Raw genomic sequence first — 19,469 nt, 5'->3', positions numbered from 1 at the left:
CGCACGACACCCTTACGGTGAGGAAACGGGACAGAGCGCCGCTCGGCTCGCCTCGGCCCGACTCAGGTTGGCCCGGTCGGCCCGGGTCGGCCCGGGTCGGCCCGGGTCGGCCCGGGTCGGCTCAGCTCAGCCGGAAGGTCGTCAGCACGGCGCGGTGGTCCGACGGCCAGCCCTGACCGCCGCCGATCGTCCGGGACGCCACCGCCTTCGTGGCCCCGCCCTTGTGCAGGACGAAGTCGATCCGGTCCTGCGGCTCGGGGTAGTCGTCGTAGTCGGTGTTCCGCTTGTGCACGGTGGACCACGTGTCGCCTCGGTCCGCGGCCGGATCCGGGTGCACCTCGCGGAAGGAGTCCTCGAACCCGCTGTCGGCGAACGCCTTCGTCGCCGGCCACTCGACCACCGAGTCGCAGTGGCGGTCCTTCGTGTCCTCGGTCCAGTCCAGGTGGGAGGGCCCGTTGAAGTCCCCCGCCACGACCGCCGGGGAGGATCCCGTCCACCGCGCCACGGCCTCGGCCTGCGCCGCGCGGCCCTCCTCGTCCCCGTAGATGTCCTCGTAACTGTCCTCGTCGAAACAGGCGTTGTACGGGCCGTAGTCCTCGGGATCGAGGCGCACCGAGTACACCCACACCCCCTCCACCCGCACCGCGACCGCCTGCGCGCCGCTGTCGTCGTCGGTGAAGGAGTCCTGCTCCTGAACCGGCTTGCGGCTCAGCAGGTCGACGTCGGTGCCGCTGCCGGTGTGCTTCCAGCCGAGCCGCCCGGCGATCTCCGCCGTCAGCTCGCCCGACGACTCCTGCAAGGCCACCACATCCGCGCCCGACAGCCTGATCACCCGCGCCAAGGCCTCGGCGCCGTGCTCGACGTGTCCCCCGGCGTCCCAGGTGTTCAGCGTCATCACCCGCAGCTTCTTGTGCGCGGGCGCGGCCGCCGGCTTGTCCTTGTCCGTCCCGCCGCTCTGCGAGGACTCCCCCGACAGCAACGCGGCGGCCGTCGCGCCCGAGCCCACCAGGAGCAGAGCGGCCGCGCTCACGAGCACCCTGCGCATCCCGCGCCGCCGCCTGCGCTCCGGGGGCGGGGGCGGCGCCGTCCACACCTGGGTGCCCCCGTCACGGCCGGACGGCTCCCCGGCGGCCACCGACCGCAGGATCCGCGCCGCGTCCGCGGACGGGGGCCGCGCCTCCGGGTCCTTGCGCAGCAGGGCCTCCAGCAGGTCACGCAGCGGACCCGCGGCGGCCGGGAGGTCCGGTTCCTCGCTCACCACGGCGTGCAGGGTGGCGGCCGGCACGTCGCGCGCGAACGGCGAGTGCCCGCAGAGCAGCGCGGCCAGCGTGCAGCCCAGCGAGAACAGGTCGCTCGCCGCCCCGACGTCCTGCCCGCGCAACCGCTCCGGTGCGATGTACTCCACCGACCCCATGACCCCGCCGGGCACGGTGAGCGAATCCGCCCCGGCCAGCGTGGCGATCCCGAAGTCGCACAGCACCACCCGGCCGTCCGGCCGCACCAGCACGTTCGCGGGCTTCACGTCGCGGTGCAGGGCGCCGACCGCGTGCACCGCGTCGAGGGCGTCGAGCAGCTGCGCGCCGATCTCCGCCACGCGTGCGACGTCGAGCGGTCCCGCCTGCGCCAGGTGATCGGCGAGCGAGGGCCCGTCGACGTACTCCGTGACCATCCACAGCCGGTCGTCCTCGTGGACCAGGTCATAGACGCCGATCACGTGCGGGTGGGCGACGCGGGCCACGGCGAGCGCCTCGCGCCGGGCCCGCTCCCAGCGCTGCTCGCCCGCTTCGCCGGCCGGCTGGACGTGCATCTCCTTGACGGCCACGACCCGCTCGAGGAGCTGGTCGTCCGCACGCCAGACCGTCCCCATCCCGCCCCGGCCACGTGGCTCGACCAGGAGATACCTACCGGCCACCAGCCGCTGTCCACCCGTACTGCTCATCCGTCCAACCTACTGATCAGCCGGCGCGCGACCACAACCGGCCCGTTGACCCGATGACGAACGGCGCTCCCGGCCACCGATCCGCGCACGCGCCGGAAACGAATCACCAGTGAGCAGCCGGACGGGTCGGCTGCCCGCTCGCAGAGGCGCCGTCCCATGGTCATCCTGATGCTGATCGGCCTGCTCGGAGGCCTGATCACCGCCGTCTCGCCCTGCATCCTGCCGGTACTGCCCGTGGTTTTCCTCGCCGGAGGACCGGCGGCCGGCGGTCCGGGCACGTCCCCGTCCTCTCCGGCCGCTCCGTCCACGCCGTCCACGCCGTCCACGCCCTCCACCGTGCCGGTCGACGACCGGCCCCCGCAGCCCCGCAACCGGCGGCCGTACGCGGTCGTCGCCGGTCTCGTGCTGAGCTTCGGCTTCTTCACGCTGCTCGGCGTGGCCCTCGTGACCGCCCTCGGGCTGCCCGAGGACATCCTGCGTTACGTGGGGCTCGCTCTGCTGGTCCTCATCGGGCTGGGGCTGATCTTCCCACCCGTCGAACGGATCCTGGAGAAGCCCTTCTCCCGGATCCCGCAGCGCCAGGTCAACAAGGAAGGCAGCACCTTCGTCCTGGGGCTGGGCCTCGGGCTGCTCTACGTGCCCTGCGCGGGGCCGGTGCTCGCCGCCATCACCGTGGCGGGGGCGCAGGGCCGGCTGAGCGCGGACATCGTGGCGCTGACCCTTTCCTTCGCCGTTGGCACGGCCCTGCCGCTGCTCGTGTTCGCCCTCGCGGGCCGGCGCGTCCCGGAGCGCATCAGCGCCTTCCGCAAGCGGGCCAGGAAGCTCCGGATCGCCGCGGGCAGCCTCATGATCCTGCTGGCTCTCGGGCTGGCGCTCGACGTCACCGCCGCGATCCAGCGGGCCCTTCCCGACTACACGTCCGCCGCCCGGCGGAAGATCGAGGACAGCGAAGTCGCCCGCCGGCAGCTCTCCGGTCTCCACGACGGCTCCAACAAGGAGCTCTCCCGCTGCGAGGACGGCGTGAACGAACTGCGTTCCTGCGGACAGGCCCCGCCCATAGAGGGCATCGCCAAGTGGCTGAACACGCCGGGCGGCCGGGCGGTCGACCTCAAGAAGGAGCGCGGCAAGGTCGTCCTCGTCGACTTCTGGACGTACTCGTGCGTCAACTGCCGGCGCAGCCTGCCGCACATCAAGGCGTGGGAGCGGGCCTACCGGTCGGCGGGCCTGGACGTCATCGGGGTGCACTCCCCGGAGTTCGGCTTCGAGAAGAAGGCGTCGAACGTCGAGAGCCAGGCCAAGAAGCTCGGCGTGACCTATCCCGTCGCCCTCGACAACGAGCTCACGACCTGGAACAACTACCGCAACCGCTTCTGGCCCGCCGAATACCTCATCGGCTCCGACGGCACCGTCCGGTACTTCAAGTTCGGCGAGGGCCGGTACGCACAGACCGAAGACCTCATCCGCACCCTGCTGCGCCAGGCCGACCCCGCGGTGAAACTGCCGCCCAAGACCGACGGCGCCGACGTGCGGCTCACCGCGGACCGCACGCCCGAGACGTATCTGAGCAACCACCTCGTCGAGGGGTACGTGGGTGACCCGCTCCTCGACGACAAGGCCAAGACGTACCGCTTCCCCGCCGACATCCCCGTCAACAGGCTCTCCCTGGACGGGACTTGGACCGCCGGATACGACTTCTTCACCGCGGGGAGCGACGCCCGTCTGGCCCTCACCTACCAGGCCAGGAACGTCAACCTCGTCCTGGCGGGCGGGGGGCGGGTCACCGTCCTCCAGGACGGCAGGACGGTCAAGGAGCTCACGGTTGACGGCACACCCACCATGCACCGCCTCATCGACGACGAGTCGGCGCGGAAGTCGCGTCTGGAGGTCCGCCTGACGCCCGGCCTCCAGGCGTACGTCTTCACCTTCGGGTAACCGAGACGGGAGACTCCGGCCGGGTGGCTGCGGCGCCTCTGTGGAAACGTAGAGACACGCCTGTTCTCGTTTCTGTTCTCGCTTCTGTTCTCACCATTCTGTTCTCACCGGGAGTCGTCGATGAGTGTTCGCCGTGTCGTGCCCAACATCCAGTCGGAGGCCGTCCAGGAGAGCAGGGAGTTCTACGGCCTGCTGGGCTTCGAGGAGGTCATGAACCACGGCTGGATCATGACACTCGCCTCGCCGTCGGCCCCGGGGGCACAGATCAGCGTCATGACCGTCGACAAGACCGCGCCGGTCACCCCCGACATGAGCATCGAGGTGGACGACGTGGACGCGGCTTACGCGGTCGTTCTGGAGAGCGGCGCGGAGATCCTGCACCCCTTGCAGGACGAGGAGTGGGGCGTACGGCGGTTCTTCGTCCGCGATCCCGGTGGACGGGTGGTCAACGTACTGGGCCACCGCTGACGGCCACCAGTGCCGACCGCGGTTGGGCCCCGCGCGCCTCAGGCGTCGAAGCGGTCGCGTGCGCCCTCGATGTGACCGAGGTGCTCCTGGGTCCAGCCGCAGATCGCGTCGACCGTCGACCGCAGGGCCCGGCCCGGTTCGGTGAGGGTGTACTCGACCTTCGGCGGCACGGTGGGGTGCACCTTGCGGTCGGCCAGGCCGTTGCGCTCCAGCATGCGCAGGTTCTGGGTGAGCATCTTGTGGCTGATGCCCTCGACCTCGTTCCGCAGTTCACTGAAGCGCAGGGTGCGTACGCCGAGCGCCTCGATGATCAGGAGCGCCCACTTGTTGGCGACGTCGGAGAAGATCTCCCGTGCGAGGGAGTCCGCGCGCCGCAGATCGGCGTCCTCGGGCAGGCCCGCGAGCTGTTGCTTGGTCCCCATCAGGTTCCCCAGTCACCGAGAAGTGTGTTCTGCCAGGTCAGGTCTTACTCTCTCAAGAGTCCCACGGTGCCCGTGCCGTCCCTGAGTTCGGAGTCCAGGCAGTGCTATTCGACGTCACCCGCGGCGAACTCGCCGCCCTCTTCGGCGAGGGCCGGCTCGTCACCGTGCCCGCCACCGCTTTTCCGCCCTCGGCCGCGGACACCGAGGGCGCCCGTCTCCTGCGGTCGGTCGGCGTCCCCACCGGGACGCTCCACCTGCGTGGCACCGACGCGGCCGACGAGGACCCCGTCCGTCTGCCGCTCCTCCATGACGTCGTCGACCCCGAGGACTTCGAGGACGTACCGGCGGGCGCGGGCGCGTGGCCCGTCATCGGCTGGCTGCTCAACGCCCACCTCGCCCTCGACCCCGCCTCCGGCACGGTGTACGCCTTCGATCCCGACGAGGAGACCGTCCAGGCGCTCCACACGGACGTCTCCTCCCTGGTCCAGGTCACCGTCCGGTTCCAGCGCCTGCTCGAGGAGTTCACCTTCGGCGGCGCCGACGCCGACGAGGAGGCCGGTTACGAACGTCTGGACCGCGAGGTCGAACGCATCTGCCAGGAAGTGAGCGCCGTGGACCCCCTCCCCTTCCAGGACGACGAGACCGCCTGGTCGGTGATCGGCGAGGAGATCGCGATGGGCCAGCGCTTCATGGGCGACAGCCCGGGCGCCCGTGCGTTCCAGGACTCCGCCCGTCCGTTCCAGGACTCGCCGTGATCGATGCGCGTAACCCGGTCATGAGCGGCCCGACGCTGATCAGGGCCCCGAGGCCGAGCGCGAGCCAGTAGACGCGCCCGTGACCGGACCGCTTCGGCGCAGCAGCAGGAACAGGAACAGGGTGCCGCCGCAGAGGGTGCCCTGCCGCCCTCTCCGGGACCGTGAACGACGCCATGGCGCCCGAAGGGCACTCATTGATGCCCCGGTTGCTGCCCGCTCTGCCCAAACGGGCAGCAACCGGGGCACAGGCGACCGTTGACACCGTGAACAACCCGGGCCAATGATTGTGGCTGGTCAGACCCCCGACCCTGTGACCAGGCCCGATGATGGCCCGCGATTCATCCACGCCGCCCACGTTCGCGCAACAGAACCTGTCCCCCACGAGAGACCAGTGACGCGTCGGCGTCCGGAGCCTCCGCCCGGCGCCCGCGTTCCGCCGCCCAGGCATTTTCCGCTCCGCCCGCCCCGCGGCGACGACCCCGCGACCGGCTCTCGTCGGCATCGATCGTTCACCTCACGGCAGAAGGACCGCTCCTTGACGGCCATACACACTCCCCGCGACATCGTTTCCCTCGCATCGGAATCCGGTACTCCGCCGATCTCCTCCTTCGGCCAGCAGCGCCTGTGGGCACTGGAGCAGGCAGAGGGTTCCCACGCGGCGTACAACGAGCAGATGGCCTACCGCATCGAGGGCCCGCTCGACCGGGCGCTGCTCGAGCGGGCCCTCGACGCCGTGGCCGCGCGGCACGACTCGCTGCGCACCCGCTTCGTCGCGGTGGAGGGCGAGGCGCGGCAGGAGATCGCGCCGCCCGGGACCGGCTTCGCGCTGCGCTCGGAGGATCTGTCCGGGCGCCCTGACACCGCCGCACTCCTCGTCGCCCGGCAGCGCGAAGAGTGCGAGACCCCCTTCGACCTCGGCGCCGGGCCGCTCGCCCGGGGGCAGCTCCTCACGCTCGCGCCGGACCGCCATGCCCTGCTCCTGACGGTCCATCACTCCGTGTTCGACGGACGGTCGATGGAGATCATGCTGTCGGAGGTGAGCGACGAGTACGCCGCGCTGCTGCACGGCGAGCCGGACCCGTTGCCGCCGCTGCCCGCACAGTTCGCCGATCACGCGGCGCGGCAGCACGCGTGGATCGACGGCCCGGAGGCCGTCGCGCAAACCGCTTACTGGCGGGAGCAGTTGGCGGGTGCTCCGGCGCTTCTCGCGCTGCCGACCGACCGGCCGCGGCCACTGATCCAGGACCACGCGGGCGGCCGGGTCCCGGTCCGGCTGTCCCCCGCGCTCACCGACGCGCTGCGCAAGGCGGCCCGTGCGGAGCGCGGCACGCTGTTCACCGCCGTCCTCACCGGCTGGCACATCCTCCTCGGCCTGCTCTCCGGCGAAGCTGACAGCGTTGTCGGGATTCCGGTGGCGGGCCGGCGCCGGCCGGAGGACGCCCGGCTGATCGGCTTCTTCGTCAACTCCCTCGCCCTGCGCACCGATCTGTCCGGCGACCCGACCGGGGCCGAGGCGCTCGGCCGGGTCCGCGCGGCGCTGCGCGGGGCACTCGACCACCAGGACCTGCCCTTCGAGCGGGTGGTGGCCGCGGTGAACCCGCGCCGCGACCTCTCCCACACCCCGCTGTTCCAGACGATGCTCGCGTGGGGCTCCACCCGCCACGGTCGGCTCACGCTCCCCGGAGCCCTGGTCGAGCCCCTCGACATCCCGTACGCCCCCGCGAAGTTCGACCTCACGCTGTCGCTGTGCGAGGAGGACGGCGGAGTCGCGGGGCACCTCGACTACGCCCGCGCGCTCTTCGACCACGAGACAGCCGAGCGGTTCGGCCGCTGTCTCACGCGCGTCCTGGAGCAGTTGGCCCGGCACCCCGAGCGGGAGATCACCGGGTACGCGCTGCTCGACGCGGACGAGCGCGCCGAACTGCTGGCGGAGGGGCAGGGGCGCATCACCTCGGTGCCCTTCGTCGGGCCCGTGGAGCGCTTCGCCGAGCAGGTGCGGCTGCGGCCCGACGAACCGGCACTGGTCGCCGGCGGCACCCGGCTGAGCTACGCCGAACTGGACCGGCGGGCCAACCGGCTCGCGCACGCCCTGCGCTCCCGGGGTGTGCGCCCGGGCCAGGTCGTCGGCCTGCACTGCGGCCGTACGGCCGAGTTGGCCGTCGGGATCTGGGGCGTGCTGAAGGCCGGTGCCGCCTATCTGCCGCTGGACCCCGGCCAGCCCCACGGGCGGCTCCGGGCCATCGTGGAGGAGGCCGCGCCCGCCCTGGTGCTCGGCGATGTCGCGGACCCGCCGGAACCGTGGCTCGGGCTGACCGAGGTGGAGGCGGAGGCGGACCGCGACGACGCGCCCGGGGAGACACCGTCGCCCTCGCAACTCGCCTACGTCATCTACACCTCGGGCTCGACCGGACGTCCCAAGGGCGTGGCCGCGACGCACGGCAACATCGCCAACCTGCTGGAGAACTGGCTCGCCGCCTACGGCGCCCTGCCCGGTGAGGCGTCCTCGGCGTGGGCCAGCATCGGCTTCGACGCGTCCGTGCACGAACTGTTCCTCCCACCGACCACCGGCGGCGTGCTGCACCTCGTGCCCGACGAACCGCGTGGCGACCCCGAGGCGCTGCTCGCCTGGATGCGGGAGCACCGGATCGCGCACGCGTGGCTGCCCGCCTCGTACATCTCCTGGATCGACGAGGACCCGCACACCCGCCTCGCGGGGCTGTCACTGCGCCAACTGGCCACAGGCGCCGAACCGTTGCCCGAGCAGGCACTGTGGCGACTGTGCGCGGCCCTGCCGGGGCTGCGCGTCTGCTACGTCTACGGGCCGACCGAGACCACCGTCTACAGCATCACCCACAACACGCCGCGGAACCTGGACCGGCGCTCCCCGATCGGACGGCCGGTCGACAACACCCGTATCTACCTGCTCGACCGGCGGCGCGAACCGGTACCGCCGGGTGTAGTCGGCGAGGTGTACATCGGCGGAGCCGGCGTCACACGGGGCTATCTCAACCGGCCCGACCTGACCGAGGAACGCTTTCCCGCCGACCCGTTCGTGCCGGGTGAGCGCGTATACCGCACGGGCGACCTGGCCCGCCGACTCCCCGACGGGAACTACGAGTTCGTCGGCCGCGCCGACGACCAGGTCAAGCTGCGCGGGTTCCGCATCGAGCCCGGCGAGGTCGCCGCCGCCCTGCGGGAGCTGCCCGGCGTCCAGGAGGCCGCGGTCCTCTCCGACCGGGACGAGGCAGGAGAGCTGCACCTGGTCGCGGGCATCGGCCGGGGCGAGGCACCGGACTCCACACCCGCGCAGTGGCGCGCGGCCCTCGCCGAACGGCTGCCGGACTACATGATCCCGACGCTCTTCGCCGAGTTCCCGCGGCTCCCGCTGAACCGCAGCGGGAAGCTGGACCGCGAGGAAGTCCTCGACCGCGCCCGCGCGTCGCGTTCCGACCGGGTGAACACCCTCGCGCCCCGCGACCGGGTCGAGATGGCGCTGTACCGCATATGGCGCCAGGTGCTGGTGCACCGTGACATCGGCATCACCGACGACTTCTTCGAGGTGGGCGGCACCTCGCTGTCGGCCATCAAGGTGGCACACCTGATCCGGGAGGAGTTCGGCCGGACGCTGCCGACCCGCGACGTGCTGCAGTACCCCACCGTGGAACGCCTCGCCGCGCGACTGCGCGACAAGGCGCCGGTGGCGCCCGACAACGGCCTCCTCGAACTGCGGGCCGGTGCCGACGGGCGCCGGGTCGTCTGCGTCCACCCGGCGGGCGGCACCGCCTTCTGCTACCTGCCGCTGGCCGGCGCCCTGCCCGGCGGCATCCACGTCCAGGGGATCCAGGCGCCGGGCATCGACCCGGGCGAGCAGCCGCTGCACTCGGTGGAGGCGATGGCGGAGCACTACCTGACGGTGCTGCGGACCGAGCCCGACGAATCCCTGGTGATCTGCGGTCTCTCCTTCGGCGGGCTCGTCGCGCACGAGATGGGGCGGCGGCTCGCGGCGGCCGGACACCGCGGGGTGTCCGTGGTGCTCCTCGACACGCACGGGACCGACGACCCGGTGGAGCGGGAGCGGTTCGCGCCGGTCGACGCCGCCGAGTTCCGCGACAAGCTGGTCCGCTTCAACGGCATGTACCCCGGGATCGACGACGCGCAGATCGACCGGTACTTCCGGATCTACAACCACAACCGGACGGCCGCCCGCGACTACGTGCCGCAGCCGTCGGACGCCCCGCTGCTCCTCGTGCAGGCCGCGGAGGCGGACGTCGCCGAAGGCGGCGACCCCGTGGCGGCGGGCGAGGCCCTGCGCAAGTTCTGGCAGTCCCGCGCCGGTGCGGGACTCACCGTGGAGATGGTCGACGGCGGCCACTGGGACGTCCTGGAAGGCGAGCGGATCCCCCGGATCGCCGGCCTGATCGCTGAGCGGCTCGCCCGGCCGGACACGCCGCTCGCCCGGCCCGACGACACCCCGCCCGTCACGGTCGACGTATCCATCACGGCCACCACGACTGTCACCAACGCCACGACCGAGGACTGATGAGCACCTCATCCCGTACCGCCGGCCTGGCCCGCGCGGTGCACGAACAGAGCCTGCGGACCCCCCACGCCCCTGCCGTCAGCGACGGTGGCACGACCTTGAGCCATGCCGAGCTCGACGCGTCGGCCGCCACCGTCGCGGCCGGGCTGCGCGCACGCGGGATCGGACCCGGCGACGCGGTCGCCGTGGGCCTCGCCCGGTCGTGGCGGCTGGTCGGCGTGATGCTGGGCGTGCTCCGGCTCGGTGCCCGGGTCGTCCCCGCCGACCGGCTGAGCCCCGCCGACCGCCTCGGCCACATCCTCGACGACTCCGGCGCCCGGCTCCTGGTGCACGACGGCACCTGCCCGTCCGGCCTGCCCGAGGGGGTCGTCCCGCTTCCGGCGGACGCGCTGATCGCCGCACCGGTCCGCACGGCCGACGGGCCGCCGCCCGCCGAACCCGCGCCGGTCTCCTTCGTCTTCTACACCTCGGGCACCACCGGACGCCCCAAGGGCGTGGAGGTGCGCGACGCGGGCATCCTGCGCCTGGCCGACCCGGAGTTCCTCCCGGACTCCCAGGGCGCCCGCTTCGCGTGTCTGTCCAACCCCGCCTTCGACGCGCTGAGCTTCGAGGTGTGGGTACCGCTGCTGACCGGCGGATGCTGCGTCATCCTCGCCGACGAGGACGTGCAGTCCCCGGAACGGCTGGCCGCGGTGCTGCGCGGGGAACGGGTCCATTCCGCCTTCGTCACCACCGCGCTGTTCAACGCCGTGGTCGACACGGAGCCCGGCTGCTTCTCGGGCCTCGGCGAGCTGCTGGTCGGCGGCGAGCAGCTCAACGCGCCGCTCGTCCGGCGCTGGTACCGCCACAACGCGAGCAGCCGCACCCGGGTCCACAACGTCTACGGCCCCACCGAGTGCACGACGTTCGCGCTGCACCACCCGATCCCGCGGGACTTCGACGCCCCCGTCGTGCCCCTGGGACGCCTGCTGCCCGGGACCGGCATGACCCTGGTCGCGCCGGACACCACCCGGCCGGCCACGCCCGGCGAGGACGCGGAACTCCTCCTGTCCGGCGCGGGCCTCGCGGCCGGCTACCGCAACCTGCCCGAGGAGACCGCCCGCCGCTTCGTGACCCTGACCGGCGACGACGGCACGGCCACCGCGTACTACCGCACCGGCGACCTGGTGCGAAGCTCTGCCGACGGCGACCTCACCTACGTCGGCCGCGCCGACCGGCAGGTCAAGGTCCGCGGCTTCCGCATCGAGCCCGGCGAGGTGGAGCGGCACATCGCCGAGCACCCCGCCGTGCGACAGGTGCACGTCTGCACCCGCCGGGACGGGCAGGGCGGCCCGGCGGAGCTCCTCGCGTACCTCGTCGCAGATCCCGCCCTGCCCTGGGCGGATTTCGAGGAACACCTGGCGGCCGGAGTGCCGGGCTACATGCGCCCGCACCACCTCTACCGCGTTCCCGCGCTGCCGCGCACCGCCAACGGGAAGGTCGACGAGGCGGCGCTGCGCGCGAGCAACGCCGCGCCGTGGCGGCCCGACACCGTGAGCCGCCCGGCGTCCGCCGCGCCGCAGCCCGTGGACGAGGCGCTGCGGGTGGTCCTCGACCTCGCGGGCGAGGTCCTTGGCGTACCGGAACTCCGGGCCGAGGACCGCTGGATCGCGTGCGGCGGCGACTCGCTGAAGGCACTGCGCCTGCGCTACGGGATCCGTCGCCGCCTGCGCTGCGAGGTGCCCGCGCACCGCGTGCTGCACGGCGACCTCGCCGAGGTCGCGGAGGCCGTGCGCGAAGCCCGCCGCGACGACACGCCCGCCCTGCCGGAAGCAGTCGCCGGCGGGGCCCTTTCCGGCCCCGCGACCGGCGAGCAGGAACGCCTGTGGTTCCTGCAGCAGCGCTCCCCGGACTCCCGGGCGTACGACGTCCGGCTCGCCTTCGCCCTGACCGGCCCGGTGTCGGAGCAGGCCCTCAGGTCGGCGCTCGCCGCACTGGTCGCACGGCACCCGGCGCTGCGGACGGGCTTCGCGCCGGCCGCCGACGGGCTGCGGCAGCGGGTGGCGGAGCCCTACGACCCGTGGACCGAGCCCGAGCCCGAGCCCGGATCCGTGCGCGCGCCGGTGGACGGGTCCGGTGGGCACGATCCGTACGACGCCTTCTTCGCCGTGCCGTTCGACCTGTCCCTGCCCAGGATGCTGCGGGCGTGCTGGCTGCCGACGCGGGACGGCGGCACGCTGCTGCTGCACCTGCACCACGTCGCCGTGGACGGCTGGTCGGTCAACGTGCTGCTGCGCGACCTGTCGGACGCGTACGCCGCGGCCGTCGCCGGCCAGGCGGCACCGACCCCGGCTCCGGCCCCGCCCCCGGCCGCCGGGACGCCCACGCCGCTCGACTTCGCCGACTGGCAGCGCCGTTGGCACGCGAGCCCCGCGTACGCGGGACAGCGCGACGAGCTGTCGGCCCTGTACGCCGCCGAGTCCGCGAGCACCGCGGAGGCACAGCCCCTGCCGCCCCGCCCCGGCCGCGATGCCGAGGGACGGCTGCTGTGCGACGCGCTCGGCACCACCGACCGCGCCACCCTCGACCGGCTCTGCGGCGAGCTCGGGCTGACGCGCTTCGAGGTGCTGGCGGGCGTCTACGCCTGGGCACTGTACGGCGTCACCGGCCACACCCGGCTCCGCGTCGCGGCGCCGGTCGCCCACCGGCCCGTGCGGGAGTTCGCGGACAGCGTCGGCATGTTCGCCAACACCGTGCTCCTGCCGCTGTCCGTGGACCCGCGAGCGAGCGTGCGGGAGGAGGTGACGCGGACCGCCTCCGTCGTACGCGACGTGATGCGACGTCAAGATGTGGCCCTGGCCGATGTGCTGGCCGCGCGCTCGCACCATGCCGCGGACGACTCGCCGTTCGACTTCCTCCTCGTACTGGAGAACACCGACTACGACTCCCTCGCCCTGCCGGGATGCAGCGCACAACCGCGGTGGCCTGTGCCCGCGCAGGCCAAGTGCCCCGTGACGCTGACGGTGGTCGACCGCCCGCAGGGCCTGGAGTGCCTCTGGGAGTACGCCGACGACCGCATCGACGCCGATCAGGCCGCCGCCCTGGCAGACCTCTTCCGGCAGGGTCTGACCGCGCTGGCCGGGAACCCGGAGGCCACCCCGGCCCAGCTCGCCGCGCCCTACCGCACCGCGCTCCCCGAGCCGGGCAGGGCCGCGCCCGGCGAGCTGCCCTGGACCACGGTCACCGAGGGCTTCGCCCGCCAGGCGGCCCGCACCCCGCAGGCCCCGGCGCTGCGGACCGGGACGGGCACCGTCACCTACGCGGCGCTCGACGCGTACGCCGCCGCGCTCGCGGCGGAACTGGCCGCGACGCTGCGGCTGCCGGACGCCGACGAGCAGAGCCACGTCGCGCTGTTCCTCCAGCCGTCCGTCGAGCACGTGGTGGCGCTGCTCGCGCTGGCCCGGCTGAACCTGACGGCGGTGCCGCTCGATCCGTCCTACCCGCCCGCGCTGCTGCGGCAAGTCCTGGAGCAGACCGACCCGTTGTGCGTGCTGCTCCCGCCCGGCGACGCCACGTCGTTCGACGAGGTCGACCCCGGCGACGTGTGCCGCCTGCCCGTCACCCTGTCCGAGACGGGTACCGGCGGCCGTGCCGCCGACGACGGTCCGACGCTCCCGGCCCACGCGGGCACCCGGCCGCTGTACACCCTCTTCACCTCGGGCTCGACGGGCCGGCCCAAGGGCGTACGGGTCTTCGACCGCACCCTGTGCAACCTGCTGCACTGGCAGGCGGGGCCCGGCGCTCTGGGCGCGCCCGTGCTGACACAGCAGTTCGCCATGCTCTCCTTCGACGTCTCCTTCCAGGAGATCTTCGGAACCCTGTGCACCGGCGGCTGTCTGCGGCTGATCGATCCCGCCCTGCGGCGGGACGTCCCCGCACTCCTGGACCGTCTCGAATCGGACGGCATCGAACGGCTGCATCTGCCGTACGTGGCACTGCAGTTGCTGGCCGAACACGCCGTGCACCTGGACCGCTACCCCTCCCGGCTGCGCGAAGTGGTGACCGCCGGCGAGCAACTGGTCTGCACCGACGCCATTCGCAGGTGGTTCGCCGGGCTGCCCGGCTCACGCCTGTTCAACCACTACGGCCCGACCGAGACGCACGTCGTCAGCGCCCTGTGCCTGGACGGCGATCCGGCCGACTGGCCGGACCGGCCGGCCATCGGGCACCCGGTGGCGGGCGCGGTGCTGCGCGTCGTCGACGAGGCGGATCTCCCGGTGCCGCCCGGCTGCACCGGCGAACTCCTCATCGGGGGTGTGCCGCACGAGCCCTGCTACCTGGGGGACACCCCGCTGAACCAGGAGCGGTTCGTCCACCTCCCCGGCGACGGCCTGTTCTACCGGAGCGGTGACCGGGCGCGCTTTGACCACGACGGTCTGCTGCACTGCCTCGGCCGCGCGGACGACCAGGTCAAACTCAGCGGCCACCGCCTCGAACTGGGCCAGGTCGAGACCGCGCTGCTGCGGCACGACGCCGTCCTCGGGGCCGTCGTCGCCGTCGACGGGTCCTCACTGGTCGCCTGCCTCCAGTGCCGGGGCGACGCGCCGACGCCCACGGAGCTGCGGGAGCACCTCGCCGGGCTGCTCCCCGGGCACGTCCGCGTCGAACGCTTCCGGCTGCTCGAACGGCTGCCTCGTACCCCGAGCGGCAAGCTCGACCGGGGCGCCGCGCTGCGTGCCGAAGGCCGGGACCTCGCAGGCACTCCCGCCCGGGACAGCGCGCCACCACCGTCGGCGCGGGGGTCCGCCCGGGCGTCCGCGCTGGAGACCCGACTCGCCGCCGTCTTCGAGGAGGTGACCGGCGCTCCCATCGCGCCGGAACAGACCTACTTCGCGGCGGGCGCCACCAGCCTCGGCCTGATGCGTTTCCATCTGCGCTGCACCGCGGGGCTCGGACTCCGCTTCACCGTCGCCGACCTCTTCGAGCACGTCACGCCCAGGGAGCTGGCGGGCTTCCTCCGGCACACGCAAGCAGCGACGGACGCGGACGCGGCCCACTCCCCCGCCCCGGCGCACTCGCCCGCCCCGGCGGCGGACGACCGCGTCGCCGTCGTGGGGATGGCCGTCCGCGCGCCCGGCGCACCGGACCTCGCGGCCTTCTGGGACCTGATGGTCTCCGGCCGGAGCGGCATCGAGTACTTCGAGGCGGCGGACGGCCTGGTCGGCGCGCGCAGCCAGCTCGACGGGATGCTCGCCTTCGACCCCGCACGGTTCGGCATCAGCCGTCAGGAAGCCCGTCTGATGGACCCGCAGCAGCGCCAGCTGCTGATGACCTGCGTCGAGGCGCTCGCCCACGCGGGCATCGCCGATCCCGGCGCGCTGCGGACCGGCCTCGTCGCGGGCGCGGGCGAGAACACCTACTTCCGGGCGATGCTCCGCGACGCCGATCCCGACGCGCTGCCGGACGAGTTCCAGCTGGCCCTCCACCACGAGAAGGACTTCCTCGCCACCAAGCCCGCCTTCCATCTCGGGCTCACCGGGCCGACGTTCACCAGCCAGACGGCGTGCTCCAGTTCGCTCGTGGCCGTGCACCTGGCGGCGGCACTGCTGCGCCAGGGCGACGCCGACGTGATGCTCGCGGGCGGCGTCCTGGTCGACCCGGAGCTGACCGGCGGATACCGCTACCGCCCACAGCACATCTTCTCCTCCGACGGCCGCTGCCGGCCCTTCAGCGACGACGCGGACGGCACGGTCGGGGGCAGCGGTGCCGGGGTCCTCGTGCTCAAGTCGCTCGGCCGGGCGCGCCGCGACGGCGACACCGTGTACGCGGTGCTCAGCGGCTCGGCGGTGAACAACGACGGCGCGGCCAAGCTCAGTTACAGCGCTCCGTCCCTCGCGGGTCAGCGCGAGGTGATCCGTGACGCGCTGGCCCGCAGCGGCCGCACGGGCGCCGACGTGGCGTACGTCGAGGCGCACGGCACCGGCACCCGGCTCGGCGACCCGGTGGAGGCAGCCGCGCTGCGCCAGGCCCTCGGGGTGGACGCGCCGGACCACTGCGCCCTCAGCTCGGTGAAGAGCCAGATCGGCCACCTGGGCGCGGCCGCCGGCGCCGTGGGCCTCATCAGGGCCGTGCTCGCGGTCCACCACGGCCGGATTCCGCCCACCCGTGGCTTCCGTGCGCTCAACCCCGAGATCGACCCGACGCCCTTCTACATACCGACGCGGGCGCTCGACTGGCCGGCGGGCCGGGACCGGGTCGCCTCGGTCAGCAGCTTCGGCATCGGCGGCACCAACGCGCACGTGGTCCTGGAGGCGGCCGCTCCCCCGGAAGAGACCCCCGGCTCCGACACAACGCCGCTCACCGTGCCGCTCGTCGTGCTCTCGGGCATCAGCGAGGCCCAACTCGCCGAGGACGCCGCACGCGTCGCCGAACACCTGACCCGGCATCCGCAGCACTACGCCCGCACCCTGCGCCACCTTCAGGCGGGCCGGCCGCAGGGCCCGCTGCGGGCGGCCGCCGTCTGTCAGGACGCGGCGGCCGCCGTCGACTGGCTGCGCACGGCGGCCACTTCCGCCGCACGGCCCGACCCCGTTCCCGGGCCCGCCCTGGAGACCCGGGGGCGTGCGTCGGCGGACCTGGCCGAGGCCTGGCTCGCGGGCCGCACCCTCGCCTGGCCGGAGGGTCCGGCGCAGCCGCCCTGGAACTTCCCCGCCCCGGCCTTCGACCTCGCCGACCACGACCTCCCGCACAAGGCGTCCGCCCGGCCCGCGGAGCCGCAGCCGGCCGGCGCCGAGGCCGCGCCCGACGTCGTGCCGGTGCCCGAACGCGTGCCGGAGACGGACTGGCTGCATCAGCCGCAGTGGGTCCGGCTGCGGCGGGCCGCGAAGGGAGCTGTCGCGCCGTGCGCGCGGACGCTGGTCGTCGTCGCCGACGGCCCGGCGGACGGTGTGACCACGGGCGTGCTCGCCGAGGGGCATCGCCGCGTGGTGTGGATCAGGGCGGCGGAGCACTTCACCCGCCCGGCGCACGACCGGTTCGAGGCCGACCCGGCCGACCACGAGCAGGTGCGGCGCGTCCTGCGCGCACTGGCCGAGGAGGGCTGCGCGGAGGTCGACTGGCTGCACGCGCTGCCGCTCGGCATCGACGGAACGGTCGGCGACAAGGCGCTCGACCGGGCGGTCTGGGCCTGTCTGGACACCCCCGCCGCCGTGGTCCGCGCCCTCCAGGACGCGCCGCGGGAGCTGACCGTACGACCGTGGTGGCTGTCGTGCGGGGCCCGGCCGGTACGGGGCGAGGTCACCCGCCCCGAGGCCGCGCTGCTCGCCGGAGTCACCGAGGTCGCGCCGCAGGAGGGCGCCCCGGACGGGCACTGGGTGGACGTCGAGGACGCCGAATCCTGGGTTCCCCACCTGTCCGCGCTGCTCGCCGTGCCGGCATCCGCGCCGCCGCCCCGCCACCTGGCGCTGCGCGCGGGTTACTGGTGGGAGCAGAGAATGCTTCCCCTGCGCACGGCGGTATCGCCGAGTGCGGCCGCTCCGGCCGGCGAGGCCGCTCCGACGGGCGGCGACCACCTGGTGCTCGGCGGTACCGGCGGCATCGGCTCCGGCCTCGCGGCCTGGCTCCTCGAACACACCGAGGGGCGCGTGCTGCTGTTGTCGCGGCGGCCCCGGTTGCCCGAGACGCTGGCCCGCTGGGCGGACCGCGTCGACCTCGTCGAGGCGGATCTCGCCGTCGCGCCGCCGAAGGAGGTGGCGGCCCTGATCGCCGCCCGCACGAAGGGACTTGTCTCCGTGGTGCACGCCGCCGGCGTCCCGGCGGGCGGTCTGCTGACCCGCCGCGCTGCGGGCTCCGCGCACCTGGCGCACGCCGCCAAGGCACGCGGCGCCCTGCTCGTGGAACTCCTCGTGGAACAGTTCCGTCCGGACGTGGCGGTCTACTGCTCGTCGATGTCGGCGCAGTTCGGCGGCGTCGGCCAGTACGACTACACGGCGGCCAACGCCCTGCTCGACGCCTTCGCCCAGCACGGCGGCGCGGGGACGGGGCGCACCGCGCGGATCAGCATCGCCTGGGACGTGTGGCGGGAGACCGGCATGGCACTGCGCGCCCCGGTGAGCGACAGCAGGCACCAGGCACACCTCGGGGTCGGCCTGACCGTGGCCGAGGGGCTGCGCACGTTCGCGCGGGCGCTCGAACTCCGGCTGCCGCACGTCCTCGTGTCCACCACCGACCTCGACCGGTCGCGCGCCTTCTACGCGGGACCGGTGCCCGGTGCGCCGCGCCGGGACGCCGCACCCGTCGCGGGGACCGCGGAGGAGCCCGGCGAGCTGCTGGCCGGGTGGGTGCGGGCCGCGCTGGACGTCGAGGACCTCGCCCCCGACGCGTCGCTCTACGACCTGGGGGCCGACTCGCTGACCCTCCTGGACCTCATCGAGAAGATCGACCGGCACTTCGGCGTGGAGCTCGACCTGGCCTCCTTCGGCCACCGGGCCGGCCTCGCGGAGATCCTGGAGCTGCTGGCCGCGGCGCGGGGCGGGCAGGCGAGCACGCAGGAGACGGTGTCTCCCGCTGACCCCGACGAGGTCACGCTGGAGGTGTGGCAGGAGGGCGCCGGGACGGACGTGGTGTGCCTGGTGCACCCGGTCGGCGGGGACATCCAGTCCTACCGCCCCCTGGTCGCCGCCCTCGACCCGCGCCTGACCGTCGTTCTGATCGCCGATCCCGGCCTGCGAAAGGACGCTCCGCCGGAGTGGACGCTGCGCGAACGCGCCCGCCGGTACGCCTCGGCCCTGCGCTCCCGCTTCCCGCAGGGCGCGTGGCAGTGGCACCTGGCGGGCTGGTCCTTCGGGGCCTGGGTCGCCGCCGACATGGCGGCCGAGGCCGAGTCGAGCGGACACCCGGCCCGCTCGCTGCACCTGGTCGACCCGCCGCCGCCGGGCAGCGGCACGGTCTTCGAGGAGTACGACGACACCCAGCTGAGCACGGTGTTCGCCGCCGAACTCGGCGTCGCCGGGGACGGTCCCGCGGGGCGGCAGGCCCGTGCGTACGCCGACCGGCTCGCCCGCTGCTGCCGCGCCAACCTGCGCAGCATGGCCGCCCACCAGGTGCCCCGGATCGATGCCACCGCCACCCGGCTCTGGCAGGCCGAGCGGCCGTTCGCCGGCCTTCCCGCGCTCGGCAGCCCGGCGGAGCAGCGCGCGCGGTGGCACGGCCACCTGCCACAAACGCTGCGGTGGAACGTGCTGGCCACGGACCACTACGGCGTCGTCCGGCCGCCGCACGCCGGCGCCGTCGCGGAGGCCATCAACATCGCGAGCGCCGCCGCACCGGAGCGCCCCTGACACACGATCACGCATGGGAGCCGCGCCACGGCCCCCGCGTACCCCGTACCCCGTACCCCGTACCAACTGGACACCGACCCCCACCACCCCAGGAGA

At 73.7% G+C, this 19,469-nt stretch carries 7 protein-coding genes; 5 read left to right on the top strand and 2 right to left on the bottom strand.

The annotated features are described in order from the left end of the window. Positions 1-121 precede the first annotated feature (121 nt). Positions 122-1,912: a protein kinase domain-containing protein gene (locus ACZ592_RS02405; RefSeq protein ID WP_471579609.1), complete on the bottom strand. Its 1,791-nt coding sequence runs from the start codon at positions 1,910-1,912 to the stop codon at positions 122-124. A gap of 183 nt (positions 1,913-2,095) precedes the next feature. Between ACZ592_RS02405 and ACZ592_RS02400 the strand changes: the two genes are divergently transcribed. Both ACZ592_RS02400 and ACZ592_RS02395 read left to right on the top strand, forming a co-directional pair. Further along, positions 2,096-3,871: a redoxin domain-containing protein gene (locus ACZ592_RS02400; protein ID WP_471579608.1), complete on the top strand. Its 1,776-nt coding sequence runs from the start codon at positions 2,096-2,098 to the stop codon at positions 3,869-3,871. Positions 3,872-3,991: 120 nt separating this feature from the next. After that, complete coding sequence (locus ACZ592_RS02395) at positions 3,992-4,339, top strand: VOC family protein (protein ID WP_471579607.1); 348 nt, start codon at positions 3,992-3,994, stop codon at positions 4,337-4,339. A 38-nt stretch (positions 4,340-4,377) separates the two neighbouring features. Here ACZ592_RS02395 and ACZ592_RS02390 read toward each other — a convergent pair whose 3' ends face one another. After that, positions 4,378-4,761 carry a winged helix-turn-helix transcriptional regulator gene (locus ACZ592_RS02390; protein WP_471579606.1) on the bottom strand — a complete coding sequence of 128 codons (384 nt, stop codon included), beginning with the start codon at positions 4,759-4,761 and terminating at the stop codon, positions 4,378-4,380. Positions 4,762-4,862: 101 nt separating this feature from the next. Between ACZ592_RS02390 and ACZ592_RS02385 the strand changes: the two genes are divergently transcribed. The 3 genes from ACZ592_RS02385 to ACZ592_RS02375 all read left to right on the top strand — a co-directional run bounded on the left by ACZ592_RS02385 (position 4,863) and on the right by ACZ592_RS02375 (position 19,373). After that, a complete protein-coding gene (locus ACZ592_RS02385) occupies positions 4,863-5,516 on the top strand; it encodes an SUKH-4 family immunity protein (RefSeq protein ID WP_471579605.1) in 654 nt (217 codons plus the stop codon). 535 nt (positions 5,517-6,051) lie between these two features. Beyond that, complete coding sequence (locus ACZ592_RS02380) at positions 6,052-10,056, top strand: non-ribosomal peptide synthetase (RefSeq protein ID WP_471579604.1); 4,005 nt, start codon at positions 6,052-6,054, stop codon at positions 10,054-10,056. Further along, a complete protein-coding gene (locus tag ACZ592_RS02375; protein ID WP_471579603.1) occupies positions 10,056-19,373 on the top strand; it encodes an amino acid adenylation domain-containing protein in 9,318 nt (3,105 codons plus the stop codon). The genes ACZ592_RS02380 and ACZ592_RS02375 overlap by 1 nt, the downstream gene beginning before the upstream one ends. Positions 19,374-19,469 lie beyond the last annotated feature (96 nt).

This window comes from Streptomyces sp. NPDC040622, assembly GCF_055593965.1.
This window is presented reverse-complemented; position numbering and strand designations above follow the sequence as displayed.